General features: G+C 72.4%; 15 protein-coding genes. 10 read left to right on the top strand and 5 right to left on the bottom strand.

All coding sequences use genetic code 11. The features are described 5' to 3' along the window. Positions 1-36 precede the first annotated feature (36 nt). Both ABZ801_RS30205 and murQ read left to right on the top strand, forming a co-directional pair. On the top strand, positions 37-1,011 hold the full coding sequence (locus ABZ801_RS30205; RefSeq protein WP_344954437.1) for a MurR/RpiR family transcriptional regulator: 975 nt from the start codon (positions 37-39) through the stop codon (positions 1,009-1,011). Next, a complete protein-coding gene (murQ, locus tag ABZ801_RS30200; protein WP_360704174.1) occupies positions 1,008-1,904 on the top strand; it encodes an N-acetylmuramic acid 6-phosphate etherase in 897 nt (298 codons plus the stop codon). Before ABZ801_RS30205 ends, murQ begins: the two co-directional genes overlap by 4 nt. A 216-nt stretch (positions 1,905-2,120) precedes the next feature. Here the strand turns inward: murQ and ABZ801_RS30195 are convergent, their stop codons facing one another. After that, complete coding sequence (locus tag ABZ801_RS30195) at positions 2,121-2,753, bottom strand: LysE family translocator (protein ID WP_344954441.1); 633 nt, start codon at positions 2,751-2,753, stop codon at positions 2,121-2,123. A 64-nt stretch (positions 2,754-2,817) separates the two neighbouring features. Here ABZ801_RS30195 and ABZ801_RS30190 point away from each other — a divergent pair, with 64 nt between their 5' ends. The 5 genes from ABZ801_RS30190 to ABZ801_RS30170 all read left to right on the top strand — a co-directional run bounded on the left by ABZ801_RS30190 (position 2,818) and on the right by ABZ801_RS30170 (position 8,853). Beyond that, positions 2,818-3,456, top strand: coding sequence for an HAD family phosphatase (locus ABZ801_RS30190; RefSeq protein ID WP_360704171.1), 639 nt, complete (start codon positions 2,818-2,820; stop codon positions 3,454-3,456). 68 nt (positions 3,457-3,524) lie between these two features. After that, complete coding sequence (locus ABZ801_RS30185; protein WP_360704169.1) at positions 3,525-4,037, top strand: hypothetical protein; 513 nt, start codon at positions 3,525-3,527, stop codon at positions 4,035-4,037. A gap of 179 nt (positions 4,038-4,216) precedes the next feature. Beyond that, positions 4,217-5,845: an L-glutamate gamma-semialdehyde dehydrogenase gene (gene pruA / locus ABZ801_RS30180; RefSeq protein WP_344954447.1), complete on the top strand. Its 1,629-nt coding sequence runs from the start codon at positions 4,217-4,219 to the stop codon at positions 5,843-5,845. Between the two features lie 101 nt (positions 5,846-5,946). Continuing rightward, positions 5,947-6,648, top strand: a complete 702-nt coding sequence (locus ABZ801_RS30175) for a haloacid dehalogenase-like hydrolase (protein WP_360704166.1) — start codon at positions 5,947-5,949, stop codon at positions 6,646-6,648. A 222-nt stretch (positions 6,649-6,870) separates the two neighbouring features. Further along, on the top strand, positions 6,871-8,853 hold the full coding sequence (locus ABZ801_RS30170; protein ID WP_360704163.1) for an acetoacetate--CoA ligase: 1,983 nt from the start codon (positions 6,871-6,873) through the stop codon (positions 8,851-8,853). A gap of 202 nt (positions 8,854-9,055) precedes the next feature. Here the strand turns inward: ABZ801_RS30170 and ABZ801_RS30165 are convergent, their stop codons facing one another. Next, entirely contained in the window at positions 9,056-9,730 is a 675-nt protein-coding gene (locus tag ABZ801_RS30165) for a C40 family peptidase (RefSeq protein WP_360704160.1), read from the bottom strand. A gap of 389 nt (positions 9,731-10,119) precedes the next feature. Between ABZ801_RS30165 and ABZ801_RS30160 the strand changes: the two genes are divergently transcribed. Continuing rightward, positions 10,120-11,769 carry a serine/threonine-protein kinase gene (locus tag ABZ801_RS30160; protein ID WP_360704157.1) on the top strand — a complete coding sequence of 550 codons (1,650 nt, stop codon included), beginning with the start codon at positions 10,120-10,122 and terminating at the stop codon, positions 11,767-11,769. 255 nt (positions 11,770-12,024) lie between these two features. Beyond that, the gene (locus tag ABZ801_RS30155) at positions 12,025-16,863 is read left to right on the top strand and encodes an NAD-glutamate dehydrogenase (RefSeq protein WP_360704154.1); all 4,839 of its coding nucleotides are present in this window, start codon (positions 12,025-12,027) and stop codon (positions 16,861-16,863) included. 130 nt (positions 16,864-16,993) lie between these two features. Here the strand turns inward: ABZ801_RS30155 and ABZ801_RS30150 are convergent, their stop codons facing one another. Both ABZ801_RS30150 and prfB read right to left on the bottom strand, forming a co-directional pair. Continuing rightward, positions 16,994-17,962, bottom strand: coding sequence for a hypothetical protein (locus ABZ801_RS30150; protein ID WP_344954459.1), 969 nt, complete (start codon positions 17,960-17,962; stop codon positions 16,994-16,996). Between the two features lie 106 nt (positions 17,963-18,068). Continuing rightward, positions 18,069-19,187: a peptide chain release factor 2 gene (gene prfB / locus ABZ801_RS30145; protein WP_360704151.1), complete on the bottom strand. Its 1,119-nt coding sequence runs from the start codon at positions 19,185-19,187 to the stop codon at positions 18,069-18,071. A gap of 169 nt (positions 19,188-19,356) precedes the next feature. Between prfB and ABZ801_RS30140 the strand changes: the two genes are divergently transcribed. Next, positions 19,357-20,421, top strand: coding sequence for a hypothetical protein (locus ABZ801_RS30140; protein WP_360704149.1), 1,065 nt, complete (start codon positions 19,357-19,359; stop codon positions 20,419-20,421). 73 nt (positions 20,422-20,494) lie between these two features. Here the strand turns inward: ABZ801_RS30140 and ABZ801_RS30135 are convergent, their stop codons facing one another. Continuing rightward, complete coding sequence (locus ABZ801_RS30135; RefSeq protein ID WP_344954465.1) at positions 20,495-20,677, bottom strand: hypothetical protein; 183 nt, start codon at positions 20,675-20,677, stop codon at positions 20,495-20,497. Positions 20,678-21,396 lie beyond the last annotated feature (719 nt).

Below are 21,396 nucleotides of genomic sequence, written 5' to 3'. Positions count from 1 at the left end.
TTGACGTGACATCTCACCAGTAAGAAAATTTCTTCCATGAGGAAACCCACCAGCCCAGAGGCGGGGGGTGCCGGAACCGCCGGCGCAACCCGTACCGACGCGGCACCACAGGAGACGCAGAAGGAGGCGACACCGCTCAGCACCGTCGTGCGGGTGCGCTCCCTGCTGCCCTCCCTGCCCCCCGCGGAGCGGCGCGTCGCGCAACGCGTGATCGACGACCCGGAGGGCGTGGCCAACTCCACCATCACCGAACTCGCCCAGACCTGTGGCACCTCTGAGACCACCGTCATCAGGTTCTGCCGGGCGATCGGGTTTCATGGTTATCCAGAGCTCCGACTGACCCTGGCGACGGAGGCGGGCCGGGCGCAGAGCGCCACCGGAGGACGGGTCATCGGCAGCGACATCAGTCCCGACGACTCCCTTGAGCAGATCGTGGAGAAGGTGACCTTCGCCGACGCCAGGGCCGTGGAGGAGACCGCGGCGCAGCTCGACATCAAGATGCTCGAGCAGGTCGTGGACGCGATCGTCGCCGCCAACCGGGTGGACGTCTACGGGGTCGGTGCCAGCGCCTTCGTCGCCAAGGACTTCCAGCAGAAGCTGCACCGCATCGGCCGTGTCTGCTACGCCTGGGCCGACGCCCACATCATGCTCACCAGCGCCGCGGTGCTGGGACCGGGCGACGTGGCGATCGGTATCTCCCACACCGGCGCGACGGTGGAGACCATCGACGCGCTGGAGGTCGCCAGGAACAGGGGGGCGACCACCGTGGCCCTGACCAACTTCCCCAAGTCCCCCATCGCCGAGGTGGCGGATCTGGTGCTCACGACGGCGGCGCGTGAGACCACGTTCCGCTCGGGGGCGACCGCCAGCCGGCTGGCGCAGCTGACCGTGGTCGACTGCGTGTTCGTCGGCGTGGCGCAGCGAACCTACGGCACCACCCGTAAGGCCCTCGAGGCCACGTACGAGGCGGTCCGCGGCCGGACCGTACGACCCGACCGGAGGCGTCGGTGATCGACTGCGATCTGCCCACCGAGGGCCGCAACCCGCGGACCCTCGACGTCGACACCCTGCCCACCCTTGAGGTGCTCAGGCTGATCAACACCGAGGACGCCACGGTCCCCGTGGTCGTGGCGGCCGTCCTGCCCGAGATCGCCCGGCTGGTGGACGTGGCGGTCGAGTCGCTGCGCGCCGGCGGCCGGGTGCACTACTTCGGCGCCGGGACGTCGGGGCGGCTGGCCGCGCTCGACGCCGCGGAGCTGCCGCCCACGTTCGGCATCTGGGGCCGGGTGGTGGCGCACCACGCCGGCGGCCCCGGGGCGCTGGCGCAGGCGGTGTCCCATGTCGAGGACGACGACGAGCAGGGCGCCCGGGACGCCGCCGAGGTGGCCGCGGGCGACGTGGCGATCGGCATCGCGGCCAGCGGCCGCACCCCCTACGTCGTGGGCGCGCTGCGCGCGGCCGCGGCCGCCGGGGCGCGCACCGCGCTGATCAGCTGCAACCCGCAGACCCCCTACGGCGACGAGGTGGAGATCCACATCGCCCTGGCGACCGGACCGGAGGTGATCAGCGGGTCCACCCGGATGAAGGCGGGCACCGCGACCAAGCTGGTGCTCAACTCCTTCTCCACCACGCTGATGGTGAGGCTGGGCCGCACCTACTCCAACCTGATGGTCAGCGTCAACGCGCTCAACGCCAAGCTGCGCGCCCGGCTGGTGCGCATCCTCATCGAGGCCACCGGCATGGACGCCCGCACCTGCGAGAAGGCGCTCGCCGAGGCGGGCGGGGACACCCGGGTGGCGCTGGTCTCGCTGCTCGGCGAGGTGCCCGCCGCGCGCGCGACGGTGCTGCTGGAGGAGTCCGACGGGGGAGTGCGCGAGGCGCTGCAACGACTGCGGTCCGCGTGACGGCGCGACCGCGGGAACAGACGACGGAGTGACACCCGTGGTCGTGCGCTCCGGTGCCGCCGCCGTGCGGCCGCATGACCGCGTCCGACGGGGACGGCCCGGGGAGCCGGAGCGGATCCGGGCCGGCGGCGGGCCCGCAACGACGCGGGCCGCGCACGCCGCACCGCACGGGGCTCACCGTGGGGCGGCCGTACGGTCAGGGCCGGGCGGCGGGGCTCATTCGGTCGCGACGCGGACGCCCAGGCCGATCAGCGTGACGCCCAGCACCCGCTCCTGGATCCGGCGGAAACGCGGCGCCATCGCGACCCGGCGCACGCGTCCCAGGCCGAGCGCCCACAGGCTGAGCCCGGCCATGCTGAAGACGACGGCGATGGCGGCCAGGCCCAGCGCGACCGGCAGCGCCCGCGCCGGGTCGGCCGGCAGGAACTGGGGCAGCGCGGCCAGGAAGAACAGGGTCGCCTTGGGATTGGTGAGGTTGGTCAGCAGCCCGGCCGCGAACGCCCAGCGTTCCCCGCGGCCGGGCCGGCCGGCCGCCTCCTCGGCGGGCTCGTGGTCCGCGGCGGACCCGCGGTGGCGGCGGGCGTCCCACAGCGCGCGCAGGCCGAGGAAGGCCAGCAGGGCCGCCCCGGCCAGCTTCACCGCCTCGAACGCGACGGCGCTGCGGGCCAGCAGCGTGGCCAGGCCGAGGGCGACGGCGGTGGCGTGCACCAGCAGGCCGAGCGCGCACCCGGCCGCGGTCAGCACGCCGGCGCGGGTGCCGCGCAGCAGGACGCTGCGGGTGACCACGGCCGTGTCCAGACCCGGGGTCAGGGTGATCAGCAGGCAGAGGCCGAGATAGGCGGTGAGCATTCCGCCATGTTCCCCCACAGGCCGGGCCTTCGCCCAGACCCGGGCATCGCCTACCATCGGCGGCGTGACGACCGTCAGAGCAGTGATCACCGACTGGGGCGGCGTGCTGACCTCCCCCCTCAACGAGGCGGTCCAGGCGTGGCTGGCCGCCGACCGCATCGACGCGGACCGCTACCTGTCGGTGATGCGCGAGTGGGTCCGGCAGGCCTATGACGGCGACGGCCGCAACCCCATTCACGGGCTTGAGGACGGCACGCTGGACCCGGCCGAGTTCGAGCGGCTGCTGGCCGCCGAGCTGCTGACCGTGGACGGCGGCCCGGTGCCCCACGAGGGTCTGATCTCGCGCATGTTCGCCGCGTTCGCCCCGGTGGAGGCGATGTACGAGGCGTTGCGCGGCGTCCGCGCGGCGGGCGCGCGCACGGCCCTGCTGTCCAACTCCTGGGGCAACGACTACCCGCGCGACCTGTTCGCCGAGCTGTTCGACGCGGTGGTCATCTCCTGCGAGGTGGGCATGCGCAAGCCGGACGAGCGGATCTTCCGGCACGCCGTCGACCTGCTCGGCCTCGCCCCGGCCGAGTGCGTGTTCATCGACGACATCGACCACAACGTGCGCGCGGCCGAGGCCGTCGGCATGCTCGCCATCCACCACCGCGAGGCCGCCGAGACCATCGGCGCCCTGCGCGATCTCGGCGTGCTGCGCTGAGCCCGTCCCGCTTCGGCGGCCCGGCGGCCTGACTGATCAGGGCGGATCTGGCAGACTGGCTGATCGTCATGCGCGTCTATGTGCCCGCCACCCTGTCCGGCCTCGCCCGCGTCCACGCGGCGCGGGAGATCGGCCCCGCCCCGCTGGCCGCCTACGCGGTCACCCCCGCGCTGCGGGAGTGGTACGCGGGGGGTGACGAGGAGGAGCTGGAGTACGCGGCGATGACCGCCGCCGCCCGCGCGTCCCTGCGGCTGCTGGCCGACGACCCCGGCGCGCCCCGGCGCCGGGTGGTGCTGGCGGCCGAGGTGCCCGAGCAGTCGGTCGAGCGCCCGCGCGGGGACGCCGCCGTCGGGGACGAGGGCGCCCGTGCCCGCGTGCTGGTCACCGCCCCGATCGCCTGGCGCAAGATCGCCTCGGGTCATGTGGACGCCGAGGACGCGGCCGCCGACGTGGGCGCCGCCGTGGCCGCCCTGGACGCCGCCGAAGCCGGCGACGAGGACGCCCGCTTCACCGTGGACGGCGCCGAGGGCCACGAGCTGCTCTGGTACGCCACCCAGGAACTCGGCGACCTGCTGCCCTGAACCCCGCCCCGCCCTCCCACCGACCCCGCTTCCTTCGCCCCGTCGGCCGCGTCACGGACGGCCGGAACGGGTAGGTCTCGTGGCGTTGAGGGGCAGGCAGGGGCATATGACGTAAGTCTCCCCCTTTGTGCGACGATGCCTGCGTACGACGATGATGTCGGACTTTTCGGGAGCACCAGATGGACGCCGTCACCAACGTGCCGGAGCCGGTGAACGAGCCGGTCAAGCCGTACGCGCCGGGCAGCGCCGAGCGGGCCGCGCTGGAAGCCAAGATCAAGGAGCTCGGCGACGCGGAGACCGAGCTGACCATGACGATCGGGGGCGAGCGGAGGCTGGGCGGCGGCGAGCCCGTCGACGTGGTCGAGCCGCACGACCGGGAGCACGTGCTCGGCCGGATGGGCAACGCCACCGACGACGACGTGCGCGCGGCGATCGACGCCGCCCGCGAGGCCGCGCCCGCCTGGCGCGCGATGTCGTTCGACGACCGCGCCGCCATCCTGCTCAGGGCGGCCGAGCTGGCGTCCGGGCCGTGGCGCGCCACGCTGAACGCCGCCACCATCCTCGGCCAGTCCAAGTCGGTGCAGCAGGCCGAGATCGACTCGGCCTGCGAGCTGATCGACTTCTGGCGGTTCAACGTCTCCTACGCCCGTCAGCTCTACACCCAGCAGCCCAACTCCTCGCCCGGCGTGTGGAACCGGATGGAGTACCGGCCGCTGGAGGGCTTCGTGGTGGCCATCACCCCGTTCAACTTCACCGCCATCGCCGGGAACCTGCCGACCGCGCCCGCCCTGATGGGCAACGTGGTGATCTGGAAGCCGTCGCCCACCCAGCAGCTGGCCGCGCACCACACCATGCGGCTGCTGGAGGAGGCCGGGCTGCCGCCGGGCGTGATCAACCTGGTGACGGGCGACGGGCAGGCGGTGTCCAACGTCGCGCTGACCCACCCCGAGCTGGCCGGGATCCACTTCACCGGCTCCACCCGCACGTTCCAGCATCTGTGGCGGACGGTCGGCGAGAACATCGCGGGCTACAAGGGCTACCCGCGCCTGGTCGGCGAGACCGGCGGCAAGGACTTCGTGGTGGCGCACCCGTCCGCCGACATCGACGTGCTCAAGACCGCGCTGATCCGCGGCGCCTTCGAGTACCAGGGGCAGAAGTGCTCGGCGGCCTCCCGCGCGTACATCCCCCGGTCCCTGTGGGAGCGCATGCGCGACGACTTCTGCGACGAGGTCGCCGCGCTGACCATGGGCAACGTGGCCGAGGACCTGTCGGCGTTCATGGGCGCGGTGATCGACGACCGGGCGTTCGCCAAGCACAAGGCCGCGATCGAACGCGCCCGCGGCATCGACACCGCGAAGATCCTCGTCGGCGGCGAGCTGGACGACTCGCGGGGCTGGTTCGTCCGCCCCACCGTGCTGGAGTCGTCCGACCCCGAGGACGAGATCTTCACCAAGGAGTACTTCGGTCCCATCCTGGGCGTGCACGTCTACGACGACGGCGACTACGACGCGATGCTGCGCCAGATGGAGGGCATCGCCGAGTACGGCCTGACCGGCGCGATCGTCGCCCGGGACCGGGCCGCCATCGCCGCGGCCACCGAGGCGCTGCGCTTCGCGGCGGGCAACTTCTACGTCAACGACAAGCCGACCGGCGCGGTGGTGGGGCAGCAGCCGTTCGGCGGCGCCCGCGCCAGCGGCACCAACGACAAGGCCGGATCGATCTTCAACCTGATCCGCTGGGTCAACACCCGGTCGATCAAGGAGACGTTCGTCCCGCCGACCGACTACCGCTACCCGCACATGGGCTGACCCCGGCGCCCCGGCGACGGCGCCCCCGGCACGGGGGGCGCCGCCCGCGCACGCCGCCCGTCCGGTTGCGCAAGCGCGCGGCAGGCCGGACGATACCCGGCATGAACCGTCTGGTCCTGTGGAACATCGACCACACGCTCGTGGACGTCGGCCGGGTCGCCCGGGAGTGCTACGCCGAGGCGTTCCAGCGGACCACCGGGCGGCCCCTGGTGCGGCTGGCGCCCACGCCGGGGCGCACCGAGTCGGAGATCATCTTCGAGACGCTGGCGTTCAACGACATCGTCACCACCGACGACCACCTGCCCGCGTTCATGGACGCCCTGGCCGCCGCGTTCGCCGCCCGCCGCGCCGGCCTGCGCGGCCACGGCCGGGTGCTGGCCGGGGCCGCCGAGGCGCTCGCCGCGCTGTCCGGCCTGCCCGGCACGGTCCAGTCGGTGCTGACCGGATCGATCGAGCCGGTGGCCCGGCTCAAGGTCACCGAGCTGGGCCTGGCCCGGCACCTGGACCTGGACGCGGGCGGCTACGAGACCGGCGTCTACAGCAAGGCCGCCACGCTGGAGCTGGTGCGGCGCCGCGCCGGGGAGGCGCGCGGCGTGACGTTCGGCGAGGCGAGCACCGTGTACGTGGCCGACTCGCCGCGCGACGTGCAGGCCGCCCACATCGCCGGCTCGCCGATCATCGCGGTCGCCACCGGCAGCGCCACCGAGGCCGAGCTGCGTTCGGCGGGCGCCGAGGTCGTCCTGCCGACGCTGTCCGACACCGACGCCGTCGTCTCCGCCGTCACCCGGCTCACCCAGGCCTGACCATGTGCGCGGGCCACATCAGTAAGCGCCTCGGGACGTGGGTCCGCCCCATGGGGGCGCGTCCGACCAGGGCGTAAGATCGACGGGCTTGCGAAGGCGGGCCGGCGGGTTCGATTCTGGGAGCGTCAGCGCGTGCGACGTGCCGCGCGCGGAAACACCAGGTGGGGGCCACCCCGACACCCCCGGCGCGGAGAATGCCGCAGAGAAGAGGAGGCCGGTGCGATGGCAGGCGACGGAGCGTCCGACGGCTTGACCCCCGAGGGGGCGCCGCTGTGGGAGCCGTCCGCGGAGGTCGTCGCCGGTGCCCGGGTGACGCGCTTCCAGCGCTGGCTGCGCGACCGCGGCGTGACCACCGGGACCTACGACGAGCTGTGGCGCTGGTCGGTCACCGAGGTCGACGCCTTCTGGTCGTCGATCTGGGAGTACTTCGACGTGGTCGGCGAGCGCGGCGACGGGCCGGTGCGGTCCGGCGGGCCCATGCCGGTGGACGGCCTGCGCTGGTTCCCCGGCGCGACCGTCAACTACGCCGCCAACGCGCTGCGCCGCGCCGAGCAGGCCCCCGACGACACCGCCGTGGTGTTCCGCTCCGAGGCGGGCGGGCACCGGCTGCTCACCTACCGCGAGCTGGCCCTGCACGTTGCCGAGGTGCGCGCCGGGCTGGCCGAGCTGGGCGTCGGCCGCGGCGACCGGGTGGCCGCCTACCTGCCCAACATCCCCGAGGCGCTGATCTGCTTCCTGGCCGCCGCCTCGCTCGGGGCGATCTGGTCGTCGTGCTCCCCGGACTTCGGGTCCTCCTCCGTGGTCGACCGGTTCGCGCAGATCGAGCCGAAGGTGCTCATCGCCGTGGACGGCTACGCCTACAACGGCAGGCGGTTCGACCGGCGCGACGTCGTCCGCGAGATCGAGGCCGCGCTGCCGTCGCTGCGCGCCACCGTGCTCGTCCCGTACCTGGACCCCGCCGCCACCACCGAGGGCCTGCGCGCGGGCGTCCACTACACCGACCTGCCCCGCACCGGCCACGACCTGGCGTTCGAGGACGTGCCGTTCGACCACCCGCTGTGGGTGGTGTACTCCTCGGGCACCACGGGGCTGCCCAAGCCGATCGTGCACGGGCACGGCGGCGTCGTCCTGGAGCACCTCAAGGCGCTGTCGTTCCACCAGGACCTCGGCCCGGGCGACGTGTTCTTCTGGTACACCACCACGGGCTGGATGATGTGGAACTACCTCATCGGCGGCCTGCTGGTCGGCGCCACGGTCGTGATGTACGACGGCGCGCCCACCGATCTGTGGGGGATGGCGGCCGACAGCGGCGTCACCTACTTCGGCGTCGGCGCCCCGTACATCATGGCGTCGATGAAGGAGGGCCGTCGTCCCGGCGAGGAGCTGGACCTGTCGCGCATCCGCGGCATCGGCTCCACCGGCTCGCCGCTGCCGCCCGAGGGCTTCGCCTGGGTGTACGAGGCGGTCGGCAAGGACCTGCTGCTCGGCTCGTTCTCCGGCGGCACCGACCTGTGCACCGGCTTCGTCGGGCCGTCGCCGCTGCTGCCGCTGCGCGCCGGGGTGATCCAGTGCCGCGGCCTGGGCGCCAAGGTCGAGGCGTACGCCGACGACGGCGAGCCGGTGGTGGACGAGGTCGGCGAGCTGGTCATCACCGAGCCGATGCCGTCCATGCCGGTGTTCTTCTGGAACGACGAGGGCGGCGAGCGCTACCGCGAGTCGTACTTCGACATGTATCCGGGAGTGTGGCGGCACGGCGACTGGATCAAGATCCTCCCGGACGGCGGCTGCGTGATCTACGGCCGGTCCGACTCGACGCTCAACCGGGGCGGCGTGCGCATGGGTACCGCCGACTTCTACCGCGTGGTCGAGTCGTTCGAGGAGATCGCCGACAGCCTGGTCATCGACACCGGCCGGCTCGGGCAGGAGGGCCGGCTGATCCTGTACGTGCAGCCCGCGCCCGGCGCCGCCGTCGACGACGACCTGGTGTCCCGGCTGCGCGCCGCGCTGCGTTCGGCGCTGTCGCCGCGGCACGTCCCGGACGAGATCCACGAGGTCCCCGGCATCCCGCGCACGCTGTCGGGCAAGAAGCTGGAGGTCCCCGTCCGCAAGATCCTCCTGGGGACGCCGGTGGAGAAGGCCGCCAACCCCGACTCCCTGGCCAACCCCGACGTCCTGCGGCACTTCACCTCGGAGTCGGCGTCCTGACCCGTTCTCGCGCGGCCCGTCGCCGCGCGGGTGTGGTCGGTGTCCGCGAGTCAGTGGCCCGGACCGCGTCCGTGGCGGGGACGCGATCCGGGTGAGGTGATCGCGACGGGGACCGCCCCGCGTCCCCGTCCGGCAGAAGCCCGTCCGCACCCGGAAACGGTGACGGGCTCGGGCGGCGTGCGTGAAGCCGGGCACGGACGGCTCAGTAGAGCCGTGTGGGCACCGGCGGCAGCCGCCGCCACGCCGGGCGCACGGCGCCGACGTAGCGGGAACGGTAGTGGCCGCGCAGCCGCTCCACCGTCACGTGGCGGCCCGGTCGCGGCGAGTGAACGAACCGGCCGTCGCCCACGTACATGCCGACGTGGCTCAGCTGGTTGAAGAACACCAGGTCGCCGGGAAGCAGATCGCGGCGCTGGATCTTCGGGTCGATGCCGTGGTACTGGGACGCGGCCACCCGCGGGATCCGCACCCCCGCGCGCCGCCACGCCCGCTGCACCAGCCCGGAGCAGTCGAAGCCCCGCCGGCCCGTGCCGCCCCACACGTAGGGGCGCCCCTGCTGGCGCAGCGCGTAGCTCACCGCGCGGTCGGCGCGGCTCTGCCACCTGGCCATCATCTGCGCCCGGCGCAGCCGCACCGAGCGTTGCAGGGTGGCCAGCATCCCGGCCCGTTCCCCTCGGCTGTGCATGTTGCGCACCCTGCCGAAGGTCCTGGTCCGGCGGTTCTGCGCGGTGGGCCAGCGCCAGATCGCCTGGCCCCCCTCGCTCTGGATCTTCTTGGGACGGTCCTGCTGCTTCATCGGCTGCGCGACGGCGGCGCCCGGGGCGAGAGCCAGGGCGATCGTCGTGGCGCAGCACGCGGTCCTTAACGGAAGTGACATGCCGATGTACCTCCTTACGAAGATCGTCAAGCCGCTGTCTACCCGGCACGCCGTCTTCACACTCCTGAATTCGACGAGAAAGCGGGCTGCGACCTGGAGAAATGCCAGCGTTTTCGGTTGTGTGCCATATGTGGCGGCGCCGAGCGGACTAGGGTAGGAGGCCGCCCCCGGACGCGGTGAGACCGTGGCCGGATCGCGGTGAAGTGCCGGATCCGGGTGAACTCCCCGGTGGTTTGGGGCGTCCCATTGGTCGAAGGCCGACTCATTCATTCCCTACGATTCACCCCGAGGCCCGTCCGGCGGCCGGCGCGATCACCGGCGCCCGCCGGCATCCCCGCGACGCACGCGACGGGCGGACAGCGCGACACAGAGAGAGGGCGGTTCCGCGCATGGAGGTTGGTGCCCTGCGGTCCGGCGACCCGAAGCGGCTGGGGTCCTACGACCTGCTCGGCCGGGTGGGCGAGGGCGGCCAGGGCAGTGTTTTCCTGGGCGAGTCGCCGGACGGCCGGCAGGTGGCGATCAAGCTGCTGCACGCCGAGCTGACCTCCGACGACAAGGCCCGGGCCCGCTTCCTGCGCGAGGTGGAGGTCGCCAAGCGGGTGGCCCCGTTCTGCACCGCCCAGGTGATCGACGCCGACGCCGACGGCGACCGGCCGTACATCGTCAGCGAGTACGTGCGCGGGCCGTCGCTCAACCAGCACGTCACCCAGAAGGGCCCGCTGTCGGGCGCGGCGCTGGACCGGCTGGCGGTCAGCACCGCCACCGCCCTGGCCGCCATCCACCAGGCCGAGGTGGTGCACCGCGACTTCAAGCCGCACAACGTGCTGATCGGCCCGGACGGCCCGCGCGTGATCGACTTCGGGGTGGCCCGCGCGATCAGCGGCTCCACCACGCTGACCAGCAAGGTCATCGGAACTCCCTCGTACATGGCGCCCGAGATGCTCAAGGGCGAGGACGTCGGCACGCCCGCCGACGTGTTCTGCTGGGGCGCCACGCTGACGTTCGCGGCCACCGGCGAGCCGCCGTTCGGCCAGGACACCATCCCGGCGGTGATCAACCGCATCCTGCACGAGGAGCCGGACCTCGGGCGGCTCACCGGGCCCCTGCGCGACCTGGTCGCCGAGTGCCTGGACAAGGACCCGGCCAACCGGCCCAACGCCCGCCAGGTGCTGATGCGGCTGCTGGGGCACGAGGACCGCGGCGCGGGCACGGCCGTGCTGCCCCGCCCGTCCGAGGCGACCGAGGTGGACGACCCCTCCGTGCCCGACCGCCACGACGAGGAGACCGCCATCCTCGCGGCGGGCAGCGTCCTGGCCGCCGAACTCGGCGACGACGACACGGGCGACCCGGACACCGCCCCCGGCGACGGCCCCACGGACGGCGCCGGCGACCGCGACGCGGCGTCCGAGCGGACCCAGGCGATCGGCGCGGTCGCCGCCGCGAAGGCCGGCGACGACGACGAGCGGCTGCCGACCCCGGCCGAGTGGGCCGCGCAGAACACGCTGCCGCCGGACGGCGTGCCCACCCCGCCCGGCCGGCTGGCCGTGCTGCGGGACCGCCGCAGGCTGGCCGCGCTGACCGGGGCCGCCGCCGCGATCATCGCCATCGTGATCACCTCGGCGGTGCTGGCGTTCGGCGGCAACGACAAGACCGGCAAGACCGTCGGCGACCGCAACCAGGGCCCCACGCCCGCCAGCGTCATGCCCTCCGCCCCGGACGACGGCCGCCCGACGAACACGCCCACGCCCGAGGACACCTCGTCCGACGAGGAGCCGTCGTCCACGCCCACCGGCTCGGGGACGCCGACGGGCGACATGTCCACGGAGCCGTCCGGCACGCCCTCCACGACCCCGACGACCGACGCCCCGACCTCCGAGCCCCCCGACCAGTCGACCGACAAGCCCAACCCCCCGGACACCGAGGAACCCGGAACCGGCGACCCGGGCACCGGCGAGCCCGGAACGGGCGACCCGGAGACGCCCCCCGGTCCCGGCACGGGCGAGACGGGCGGCAACAGCGGCACCGGCGGCGACAGCTGATCATGCGGCCGCCCGCGGGCGGCCGCATGATCACGCGAAGGTGTGGTGAAGGCGCGGATACAGGGCATCGAAAACGGCGGGAAGACGTGGGGAAGGCCACGGCCGTGTCCTGGACGCCCGGGTCGGCTTTGCGGCTTTTCCTGGTTACGCTGACGCAGTGAGCGGCGCCACAACGAGGTGGCGACGTTGCTCGTGGGGGGACGCCCTCCCACGCCCCCCGCCCTTCGGGGGGAGGAGTCTCGATGGGGAGAGTCGATGGGCGGCAAGCTCGATCAAGCTAAGGACGACCTGCTCCGGCGCGCGGCGGAGACCTGCGTGCAGGGCCCGGGGAGCAAGGGGATCGACCTCGACGACGCGGTCGAATACCTGCGCCTCTACTACCGCCACGTGGCGCCCGAGGACCTGCTGGACCGCGACCTGGTCGACATCTTCGGCCCCGCCATGGCGCACCGGCTGCTCGGCGAGGAGCGGCCACAGGGCCGGGCCAAGGTGCGGGTGTTCACCCCCACCGTGGACGAGTACGGCTGGGACCCCGGCCACACGGTCGTGCAGGTGGTCACCGACGACATGCCGTTCCTCGTCGACTCGGTCACGATGGAGCTCAACCGGCACCAGCTGCCCACCCACCTGATCGTCCACCCGCTGCTGGGCGTCGAGCGCGACGTGACCGGGCGCCTCAAGGCGTTCCGCCGCAAGCTCGACCACGCCACCGACCTGGACGAGTCCTGGATCCACATCGAGGTGGACCGCACCAGCGACCGCGCCGTCCTGGAACGGCTGGAGAAGGACCTGCTGCGCGTGCTGAACGACGTGCGGGTCGCCTTCGAGGACGAGCCGAAGATGCGCGCCCGGGCCGGTGAGATCGCCACCAGCATCCGCTACGACCCGCCGCCGCTGCCCGACAAGGAGCTGGACGAGGGCGTCGAACTGCTCGACTGGCTGGCCGACGGCCACTTCACCTTCCTCGGCTACCGCGACTACACCCTCACCGACGACGGCACGGCGCTGCGCCCGGAGCCCGGCACCGGCCTCGGCATCCTGCGCGCCGACACGCGGGAGTCCGACAGCTTCGCCGCGCTGCCGCCCGAGGTGCGCGAACGCGCCACCGAGAAGCGGCTGCTGGTGCTGACCAAGGCCAACTCCCGCTCCACCGTCCACCGGCCCCTGTACCTGGACTACATCGGCGTCAAGAAGTTCGGGCCGAACGGCGAGGTGGTCGGCGAACGCCGCTTCCTCGGCCTGTTCACGCACGTGGCCTACAGCGCGTCGATCGCGCACGTGCCCGTCCTGAAGCGCAAGCTCGCCGAGGTGCTCGACCGCGCCGAGTTCACCCCCGACAGCTACGACGGCCAGGACCTGATCGAGATCCTGGAGACCTATCCGCGCGACGAGCTGTTCCAGATCTCCGTCGACGACCTGCTGTCGATCGCGCTCGGCGTGCTGCGGCTGCGCGAACGCCGCCACCTGAAGCTGTTCCTGCGCAAGGACCCCTACGGCCGCTACATGTCCTGCATGGTGTACCTGCCGCGCGACCGGTACACCACCCGGGTGCGGCTGCGCATCCAGGAGATCCTCAAGAACGCCTTCAACGGCGTCTCCGTCGACTACAGCGCCAACGTCACCGAGTCGGTCCTGGCCCGGCTGCACGTGGTGGTGCGGGTCGAGCGCGGCCGCCCGCTGCCCGACGTGGACGTCGACGAGCTGGAGGCCCGGCTGGCCGCCGCCACCCGCTCGTGGGCCGACGACCTGGCCGACGCCGTCGTCGAGCAGTGCGGCGAGGAACGTTCCGGCGTGCTGGCCCGCCGCTACGGCGACGCCTTCCCCGAGGGCTACAAGGCCGACTTCCCGGCCCGCACCGCCGTGGCCGACCTGCGCCGCCTGGAGGACCTCACCGAGGACGGCCAGACCTCCATCAACCTCTACGAGCCGTACGGCGCCGAGCCCGGCGAGCGGCGCCTGAAGCTCTACCGGCAGGGCCCGCCGATCTCGCTGTCGCGGGTGCTGCCGCTGCTGCACAACATGGGCGTCGAGGTGATCGACGAACGGCCGTACGAGATCCGCCCGGCCGACCGTCCCCGCGCCTGGATCTACGACCTCGGGCTGCGCTACGACCCGCCGGAGGGCGTGCCCGAGGACGACATCAAGGACCTGTTCCAGGACGCCTTCGCCGCCCTGTGGCGCGGCGACATCGAGAACGACGGATTCAACGCGCTGGTCCTGCACGTGGGCCTGCACTGGCGGCAGGCGATGGTGATGCGCGCCTACGCCCTGTACCTGCGGCAGATCGGCACCACGTTCTCCAAGCGCTACATCGAGCAGGTGCTGCTGCGCAACGCCCAGATCACCCGGCTGCTGGTGCGGTACTGGGAGAGCCGCCTGGACCCGGCGCTGGCCGGCGGGGAGGACGAGCGCAGCGAGGCCATCCACGAGGAGCTGCGGGGCCTGCTGGACGAGGTCGCCAGCCTCGACGAGGACCGCATCCTGCGCGCCTACCTGGCGATGTTCGAGGCCACCCTGCGCACCAACCACTTCCAGCACAAGCCGTACCTGTCGATCAAGTTCGACCCCTCGCGCATCCCGGACCTGCCGCAGCCCCGCCCCACCTACGAGATCTTCGTGTACTCGCCCACGGTGGAGGGCGTGCACCTGCGGTTCGGGTCGGTGGCGCGCGGCGGGCTGCGCTGGTCGGACCGCCGCGAGGACTTCCGCACCGAGATCCTCGGGCTGGTCAAGGCGCAGGCGGTGAAGAACACCGTGATCGTCCCGGCCGGGGCCAAGGGCGGCTTCGTCGGCAAGCAGCTGCCGCCCGCCTCCGACCGCGAGGCGTTCATGAAGGCGGGCATCGCCTGCTACAAGGACTTCATCTCCGGGCTGCTGGACATCACCGACAACCTCGTCGACGGCAAGATCGTCCCGCCGCCCGACGTGGTCCGCCACGACGGCGACGACCCGTACCTGGTCGTGGCCGCCGACAAGGGCACCGCCACGTTCTCCGACATCGCCAACGAGGTCGCCGCCTCCTACGGCTTCTGGCTCGGCGACGCGTTCGCCTCCGGCGGCTCGGTCGGCTACGACCACAAGGCGATGGGCATCACCGCCCGCGGCGCCTGGGAGTCGGTGAAGTACCACTTCCGCTCCCTCGGCAAGGACGTGCAGAGCGAGCCCTTCACCGTGGTGGGCATCGGCGACATGTCCGGCGACGTGTTCGGCAACGGCATGCTGCTCAGCCGGCACATCAAGCTGGTCGCCGCGTTCGACCACCGGCACGTCTTCCTCGACCCCGACCCCGACCCCGAGCGCTCGTACGCCGAACGCGAGCGGCTGTTCAAGCTGCCGCGCAGCTCGTGGGCCGACTACGACACCTCGCTGATCTCCCGCGGCGGCGGCGTGTACCCGCGCACCGCCAAGTCCATCAAGATCACCCCGGAGGTGCGCGAGGCGCTCGGCCTGGACCCGGGCGTGACCGCGCTGACCCCGTACGAGCTGATCCACGCCGTGCTGTGCGCGCCGGTGGACCTGCTGTGGAACGGCGGCATCGGCACCTACGTCAAGGCGTCGGTCGAGAACAACGCCGACGTCGGCGACAAGGCCAACGACGCGGTGCGGGCCGACGCCGCCGAGCTGCGCTGCAAGGTGATCGGCGAGGGCGGCAACCTGGGCGTCACCCAGCTCGGCCGGATCGAGTTCGCCCGCCAGGGCGGCCTGGTCAACACCGACTTCATCGACAACTCCGCCGGGGTGGACACCTCCGACCACGAGGTCAACATCAAGATCCTGCTCGACCAGGCGGTGCGCGACGGCGAGCTGACCGGCAAGCAGCGCGACCAGCTGCTGTACGAGATGACCGACGAGGTCGCCGACCTGGTGCTGCGCGACAACTACGCGCAGAACGTGGTGCTGGCCGCGTCCCGGGCGCAGGCCCGGTCCATGCTGCACGTCCACACCCGGTACATGCGCAAGCTGGAGCGGGACGGCCGCCTCAAGCGGCGCCTGGAGTTCCTGCCCGACGACAAGGCGCTGGCCGAACGCCGCCAGGCCGGGCACGGCCTCACCGGCCCGGAGTTCGCCGTGCTGCTGGCCTACGCCAAGCTGTCGCTGGACGCCGAGCTGAACTCCTCCGACCTGCCCGACGACCCGTACCTGGAGTCCTGGCTGGTCGACTACTTCCCGACCCCGCTGCGCGAACGGTTCCGCCCGTACATGGACCGGCACCCGCTGCGCCGCGAGATCATCACCACCGCGGTGGTGAACGACCTGGTCAACAACTCCGGCACCACGTTCATGTTCCGGGTGAACGAGGAGACCGGGGCCTCCCCGTCCGACGTCGCCCGCGCCTACCTGGTGTCGCGCGAGGTGTTCGACATGCCGCGGTTCTGGCGGACCGTGGAGGGGCTGACCCACCAGGTCGACGAGTCCACGCAGATCAGGATGCGGCTGGAGGCGCGCAAGCTCACCGAGCGCGGCGCCCGCTGGCTGCTGCACAACCGGCGGCCCCCGTTCGACATCCGCGAGACGATCGACTTCTTCGCCGACGGCGCCCGCACCCTGGGCGCGCTGTTGCCGAAGGTGCTGGTCGGCCTGGACCTGGCGGCGTTCGAGCAGCGCCGCGACGGCTTCGCCGAACGCGGCGTGCCCGACGAGGTGGCCGAGGCGACCGCCATGATGGTGCCCGCCTTCTCCACCTTCGACCTGGTCGAGATCGCGTACGACACCGGCCGTTCCGTGGAGGAGGTCGCCGAGGTCTACTTCGACGTCGCCGACCGGCTGCAGCTGTCGCGGCTGCGCGAACGCATCATCGCGCTGCCGCGCGACGACCGGTGGCGGTCGATGGCCCGCTCCGCCCTGCGCGACGACCTGTACGCCGCGCACGCCGCGCTGACCCGCGACGTGCTGGTCACCAGCGAGCCGGGCACCCCGCCCGAGCAGCGCCTGGCGCACTGGTCCGGCAAGAACAGCATCGCGGTGCGCCGCGCCCAGCAGACCCTCTCGGAGATCTGGGAGAGCGACAACTTCGACCTGGCGACCCTGTCGGTCGCGCTGGGCGCCATCCGCACGCTGGTCACGGCCAGCGCGCTGCCCTCGACGGAGGCGTGAGCGCGGGGCGTCCCGGACGTACGCGTCCGGGACGCCCCGGGCGAGGACGAGTGAGGTGACCGTCGGGCGCCGGTGCGTCTCCACGGCAGCGGTCGGTGACGAGGGGGACCGCACCGGCACCCGACGGTGATCAGGAGGCGTTCGCCGCGACGGCCTTGCGGTACATGCCGCCGACGGCGGCGTGCCCCGTGGCCGGCACGGTGGCCAGGTACTGCACCAGGACGGTGGCGTCCAGCCGGGTGCGGGCCGCCTTGGCGGGGGCCAGGCCGGTCAGGTCACCGGTGACGGCGAGCCTGCCGAGCCGGGCCGACCGGTAGCTCTCGTGCTGGCGCAGCACGTACCACACCAGCGCGCCCCCGTCCTTGGTGCGCAGCGCGTACACGGGCGAGGAGTCGGGGACGAACCGGGTCTGGAGCCGCACGCCGTTCTTCCGCAGCCCCAGCCGGGCCTGCCGCAGCGCGTCGTAGGACTGCGTGGTCTGCGGGCCCGGCGCCAGCACCGACGCGCCCGGCGCCTGCGGCCCGCCGCTCAGCAGCGCCGCGTGCGCCGCGCCGATCCGGGACGGGCTGACCGCCAGCCCGGACGCGCCCGGCGCCACCGCCTGGGCGTAGCCGTCGCCGTCCAGCCGCACCCGGGAGATCTCGTCGCCGCCCGGATACGGGGACGCGGCCAGCAGCCACGGCGCCCCCGCCCCGGCCTGCGTGAACACCAGCGCGTGCCGGGTGGTGCGGGGCTCCTTGGCGCCGGGCCGCGTCGCGGAGGTCACCGTGTCGGCCGCGAACCAGCGCGGGTACCCGTCCATCCGCGGGATGTAGAACGCGGACTTGACGAAGCGCACCGGCGTGAACGGCTGCCGGGCGGCGCGGCCCAGCCGGAACGCGGCGCGGTCCATGGAGAGCTGCGGGTCGGTCTCGACGGCGGCGAGTGCGGTGCCGTCCAGCCGCTGCCCGGCCTTGTTGGCGGCGTCGGCGTAGCGCGCCAGCACGCGTTGCGCCTCGTCCTTGCTCAGCGCCGGAGCGGGCTCGGACCCGCCGCCTCCGCACGCGGCGGCGAGCAGCAGAACCGGGACGGGCAGGGCGACGGCAGGGCGGACGCGCATGGCAGGCCCCCATGAGGACGAGTGCAGAACCGTCCGTCATCATCGCAGGGTGACCGCGAGGTCACGCAGCGAATCCGAAGAACGGTCCGAACTCGGGGCCTCGCGGCTACTGGGCGGCCTCGGCCTCGCGCTGCCGCATCCAGCGGATCTCGGCCTCGATGAACTCGTCGATCTCGCCGTCCAGCACCGCGGCGGGGTTGCCCGCCTCCACGCCGGTGCGCAGGTCCTTGACGATCTGGTACGGGTGCAGCACGTAGTTGCGGATCTGCGTGCCCCAGCTGGTGGTGCTCTCGCCGCGCAGCGAGGAGATCTTCTCCGCCTCCTCCTGCCGCTTGCGCTCCAGCAGCTTGGCCTGCAGCACGCCCATGGCGGTGGCCTTGTTCTGCAGCTGGCTGCGCTCGTTCTGGCAGGACACCACGATCCCGGTCGGGATGTGGGTGATCCGCACCGCCGAGTCGGTGGTGTTCACGCCCTGGCCGCCGGGCCCGGACGAGCGGTACACGTCGATGCGCAGGTCGTTCTCGTCGATGTCGATGTGGTCGCTCTGCTCCACCACCGGCACCACGTCCAGCCCCGCGAACGAGGTCTGCCGCCGTCCCTGGTTGTCGAACGGGGAGATGCGCACCAGCCGGTGGGTGCCGTGCTCGCCGCGCAGCGTGCCGTAGGCGTAGGGGGCCTTGACCGTGAACGTCGTCGACTTGATCCCGGCCTCTTCGGCGTAGGAGGTCTCGTAGATCTCCGTCGGGTAGCCGTGCCGCTCGGCCCAGCGCAGGTACATGCGCTGCAGCTGCTGCGCCCAGTCGGCCGCGTCCACCCCGCCCGCCTGGGCGTTGATGGTGACCAGCGCCTCGCGCTCGTCGTACTCGCCCGACATCAGGGTGCGCACCTCGAGCTGCTGGATCTCCTTGCCGAGCGCGGCCACCTCGTCGTCGGCCTCGCGGCGGGTGTCGGCGTCGTCCATCTCGGCGGCCAGCTCGTACAGCGTGGCCACGTCGTCCAGCCGCTGCCGCAGCCCCTCGACCCGGCCGAGCTCGCTCTCCAGGTACGACAGCCGCCGCGTCACCTGCTGCGCGCGCTCCTGGTCGTTCCACAGCTCGGGGTCGGCGGACTGCTCGCGCAGCTCGGCGATGTCGCGCCGCATACCGTCCAGGTCGAGGACCTGCTCGATGCCGGTCAGCGTCGAGTCGAGCTCCTTGAGCCGGTCTTCGGGGTCGATGGCTGCCACACTGAGAGCTTATCGCCGTCCCGGCAGTGCCCCGGGCGGCCGCGCCCGTCCGTTCGATCAGGGGATTCGATCAACGAGTTCGATCAATAGGCTGTGGATGGCAGAATCACGGATCAGCATGGCGGATCGGATCAGCGGAACGGACCGCTCGGAACAGCCGGGGGCAGGCGTGGCGGCGAATGCGGTGTGGCAGTCGTTTCGCTCCACCTCGATCGTCCTGGCCGCCGTCACGCTGGTGACGGCCGGCTGCGCGGGCAGCGAGCCCGAGGCCCGTCCCACCGTCCTGGTCACCGCCACCACGCCCGAGCCCGAGCTGCTGACCCACCAGGTCGCCGAACGCGAGTTCCGCGCCTTCGTCACCAACGACGACGTCGCCCGCGCCGCCGGTGACGAACGGCTGGCCCTGACCTGGACGTCCGACGGGCAGTCCCAGCTGACCGCCGCGGAGTTCCGCAAGGCCGCCTACGACGGCGACCCGGTGAACCGCTACCAGTACGGCGAGCCCCAGCTGCTGGTGCCGAAGCTGAAGGCCGACATCTACCCGCACTGGTTCGTGGCGGCCGTGCCGCGCACCGTCCAGGGCGAGCCCAAGAGCACCCGCACCGCGCTCATGGCGTTCATCCGCCGCGCCCCCGGCGACCGCTGGCGCCTCAGCCTGACCACCGAACTGCTGCCCAAGGCCAAGCTGCCCAAGGTCACGGTGGACGACGAGGGCTACGCCACCGCGCTGAACACCACCGACAGCACGATGCTGATCCGCCCACGCGAGGTGCCGGGCATCCAGGCGACCCTCGCCTCCGAGGGCCCCGACAGCGTGGCCCGCAAGGTCATGCGGACGGGCAAGTACACCACCGGCTACTACAGCGAGGTCCGCCGGGCCACACGCAAGGCCGCGGACAAGGACCTGACCCTCCAGATCGTGACGGTGGCCACGCCGTTCCCGATCTTCCCCCTGCGCACCGAGGACGACGGCGGGCTCGTCCTCTACTCCCTGGGCCGCAACAGCCTGCTGACCGTCAAGGACGGCAAGAGCGGCGCCAAGCCGCCGGTCCCGCCCGAGGCCGCCCACCTGCTCGACGGCACGGACGAGGGCAGCGACATCACCACGTCCGAGGTCTACCAGTTCGCCGCCACCGACCCGCCCCGCACCAAGAAGGGCAAGGTCAAGGCCGACATCATCGCCCAGGCGGGCACCATCGCCAAGGCCGGCACCCGGCCGTCGCGCACCTCCTGAGGCATGCGCAACGGTCGTGCAAGTTTCGTGGGAGACGGCACGGCCCGGCGGAGGACGGAACCCGTCGAGGGGTTCAGTAAATCCGTTGCAGTGCCAGCGCCAGGAAGAACAGAACGACCAGAACCGCCAGGATCACGGTGGGGGAGAAGGGGCCGCCGTGACGGTGCATCTCGGCGCGGGCGTTTCGGCAGGTCGGGCAGCGCCCCTCCACCACCGGGCCCGAGCAGCGGGCGCAGATCAGATGTTCGCAGCTCATTCGGCTGCCTCTCTCGCTGGGATGCGTACCTGTCGCTTGAGAACCAAAGCACTCGTTCGCCAGCATTCAGCCTATCCCGACTGTAAAGTCCCTAAGCGTGCCGGGGCGTGGACCGGTCGAGGCGACCGATCTCCGCCCCTACACTGCACGGGGGCCGATCGGTCCGGAGTTCGGACCGGGAAGCCCCGTCCATTCAAGGAGCCGAGCCGCCGGGAGCCTCACACCCCCGGACACCGGCCGGCTCCCGCCCCTAGGGGCTCCGAGGGGCCTGCGGTCCCCCAGACAGGAACTGCCGGAACGAGGTGGGGAGTATGCCAATGGCCTACGACTACACCTCGATGGACCCCGGAGCTTCCAAGCCGACGTCGCGTCACTCCCCTGAAAAAACGACGCAGCATGGCGCCGCCATGCCAAGAGACCTCCCCCTGAATTCCCCACGCCTCTCCGTCGGCAAGGCGGCGTGCGCCCACGACCACACCAACCGAGGTGCGGCAGAGGGTCACCCATCTTGGAGAGAGGCAGAGCGGGACAGGAAGCACCCCAACACCACGCCCCCACGCCTCCCCCCGAGCAGGTGGGTGTACGAGCCGCAGGTTCACAACCACACCAGCCGCGGTGTGACGGGCGTCCGCGGGGGGCGCTCCCCTGGGGGAGAGGTGGAGCGAGCCGGGGAGCGTGCCCCCAGCATGCGACCATGGCTCTGGCCGAGCGCAGTGGCG

The organism is Actinomadura sp. NPDC047616 (assembly GCF_040642915.1).
Classification (GTDB): domain Bacteria; phylum Actinomycetota; class Actinomycetes; order Streptosporangiales; family Streptosporangiaceae; genus Spirillospora; species Spirillospora miaoliensis.
Note: the sequence above shows the minus strand (reverse complement) of the source record. Positions and strands in the feature narration are given on the sequence as shown.

Bases quoted from the DNA above. Each gene is read 5' to 3' on its own strand.
- ABZ801_RS30205 (WP_344954437.1), top strand. From the start codon at position 37: ATGAGGAAACCCACCAGCCCAGAGGCGGGGGGTGCCGGAACCGCCGGC.
- ABZ801_RS30195 (WP_344954441.1), bottom strand. From the start codon at position 2,753: ATGCTCACCGCCTATCTCGGCCTCTGCCTGCTGATCACCCTGACCCCG.
- ABZ801_RS30165 (WP_360704160.1), bottom strand. From the start codon at position 9,730: ATGTCACTTCCGTTAAGGACCGCGTGCTGCGCCACGACGATCGCCCTG.
- ABZ801_RS30185 (WP_360704169.1), top strand. From the start codon at position 3,525: ATGCGCGTCTATGTGCCCGCCACCCTGTCCGGCCTCGCCCGCGTCCAC.
- ABZ801_RS30150 (WP_344954459.1), bottom strand. From the start codon at position 17,962: ATGCGCGTCCGCCCTGCCGTCGCCCTGCCCGTCCCGGTTCTGCTGCTC.
- pruA (WP_344954447.1), top strand. From the start codon at position 4,217: ATGGACGCCGTCACCAACGTGCCGGAGCCGGTGAACGAGCCGGTCAAG.
- ABZ801_RS30135 (WP_344954465.1), bottom strand. From the start codon at position 20,677: ATGAGCTGCGAACATCTGATCTGCGCCCGCTGCTCGGGCCCGGTGGTG.
- ABZ801_RS30175 (WP_360704166.1), top strand. From the start codon at position 5,947: ATGAACCGTCTGGTCCTGTGGAACATCGACCACACGCTCGTGGACGTC.
- ABZ801_RS30170 (WP_360704163.1), top strand. From the start codon at position 6,871: ATGGCAGGCGACGGAGCGTCCGACGGCTTGACCCCCGAGGGGGCGCCG.
- ABZ801_RS30155 (WP_360704154.1), top strand. From the start codon at position 12,025: ATGGGCGGCAAGCTCGATCAAGCTAAGGACGACCTGCTCCGGCGCGCG.
- ABZ801_RS30160 (WP_360704157.1), top strand. From the start codon at position 10,120: ATGGAGGTTGGTGCCCTGCGGTCCGGCGACCCGAAGCGGCTGGGGTCC.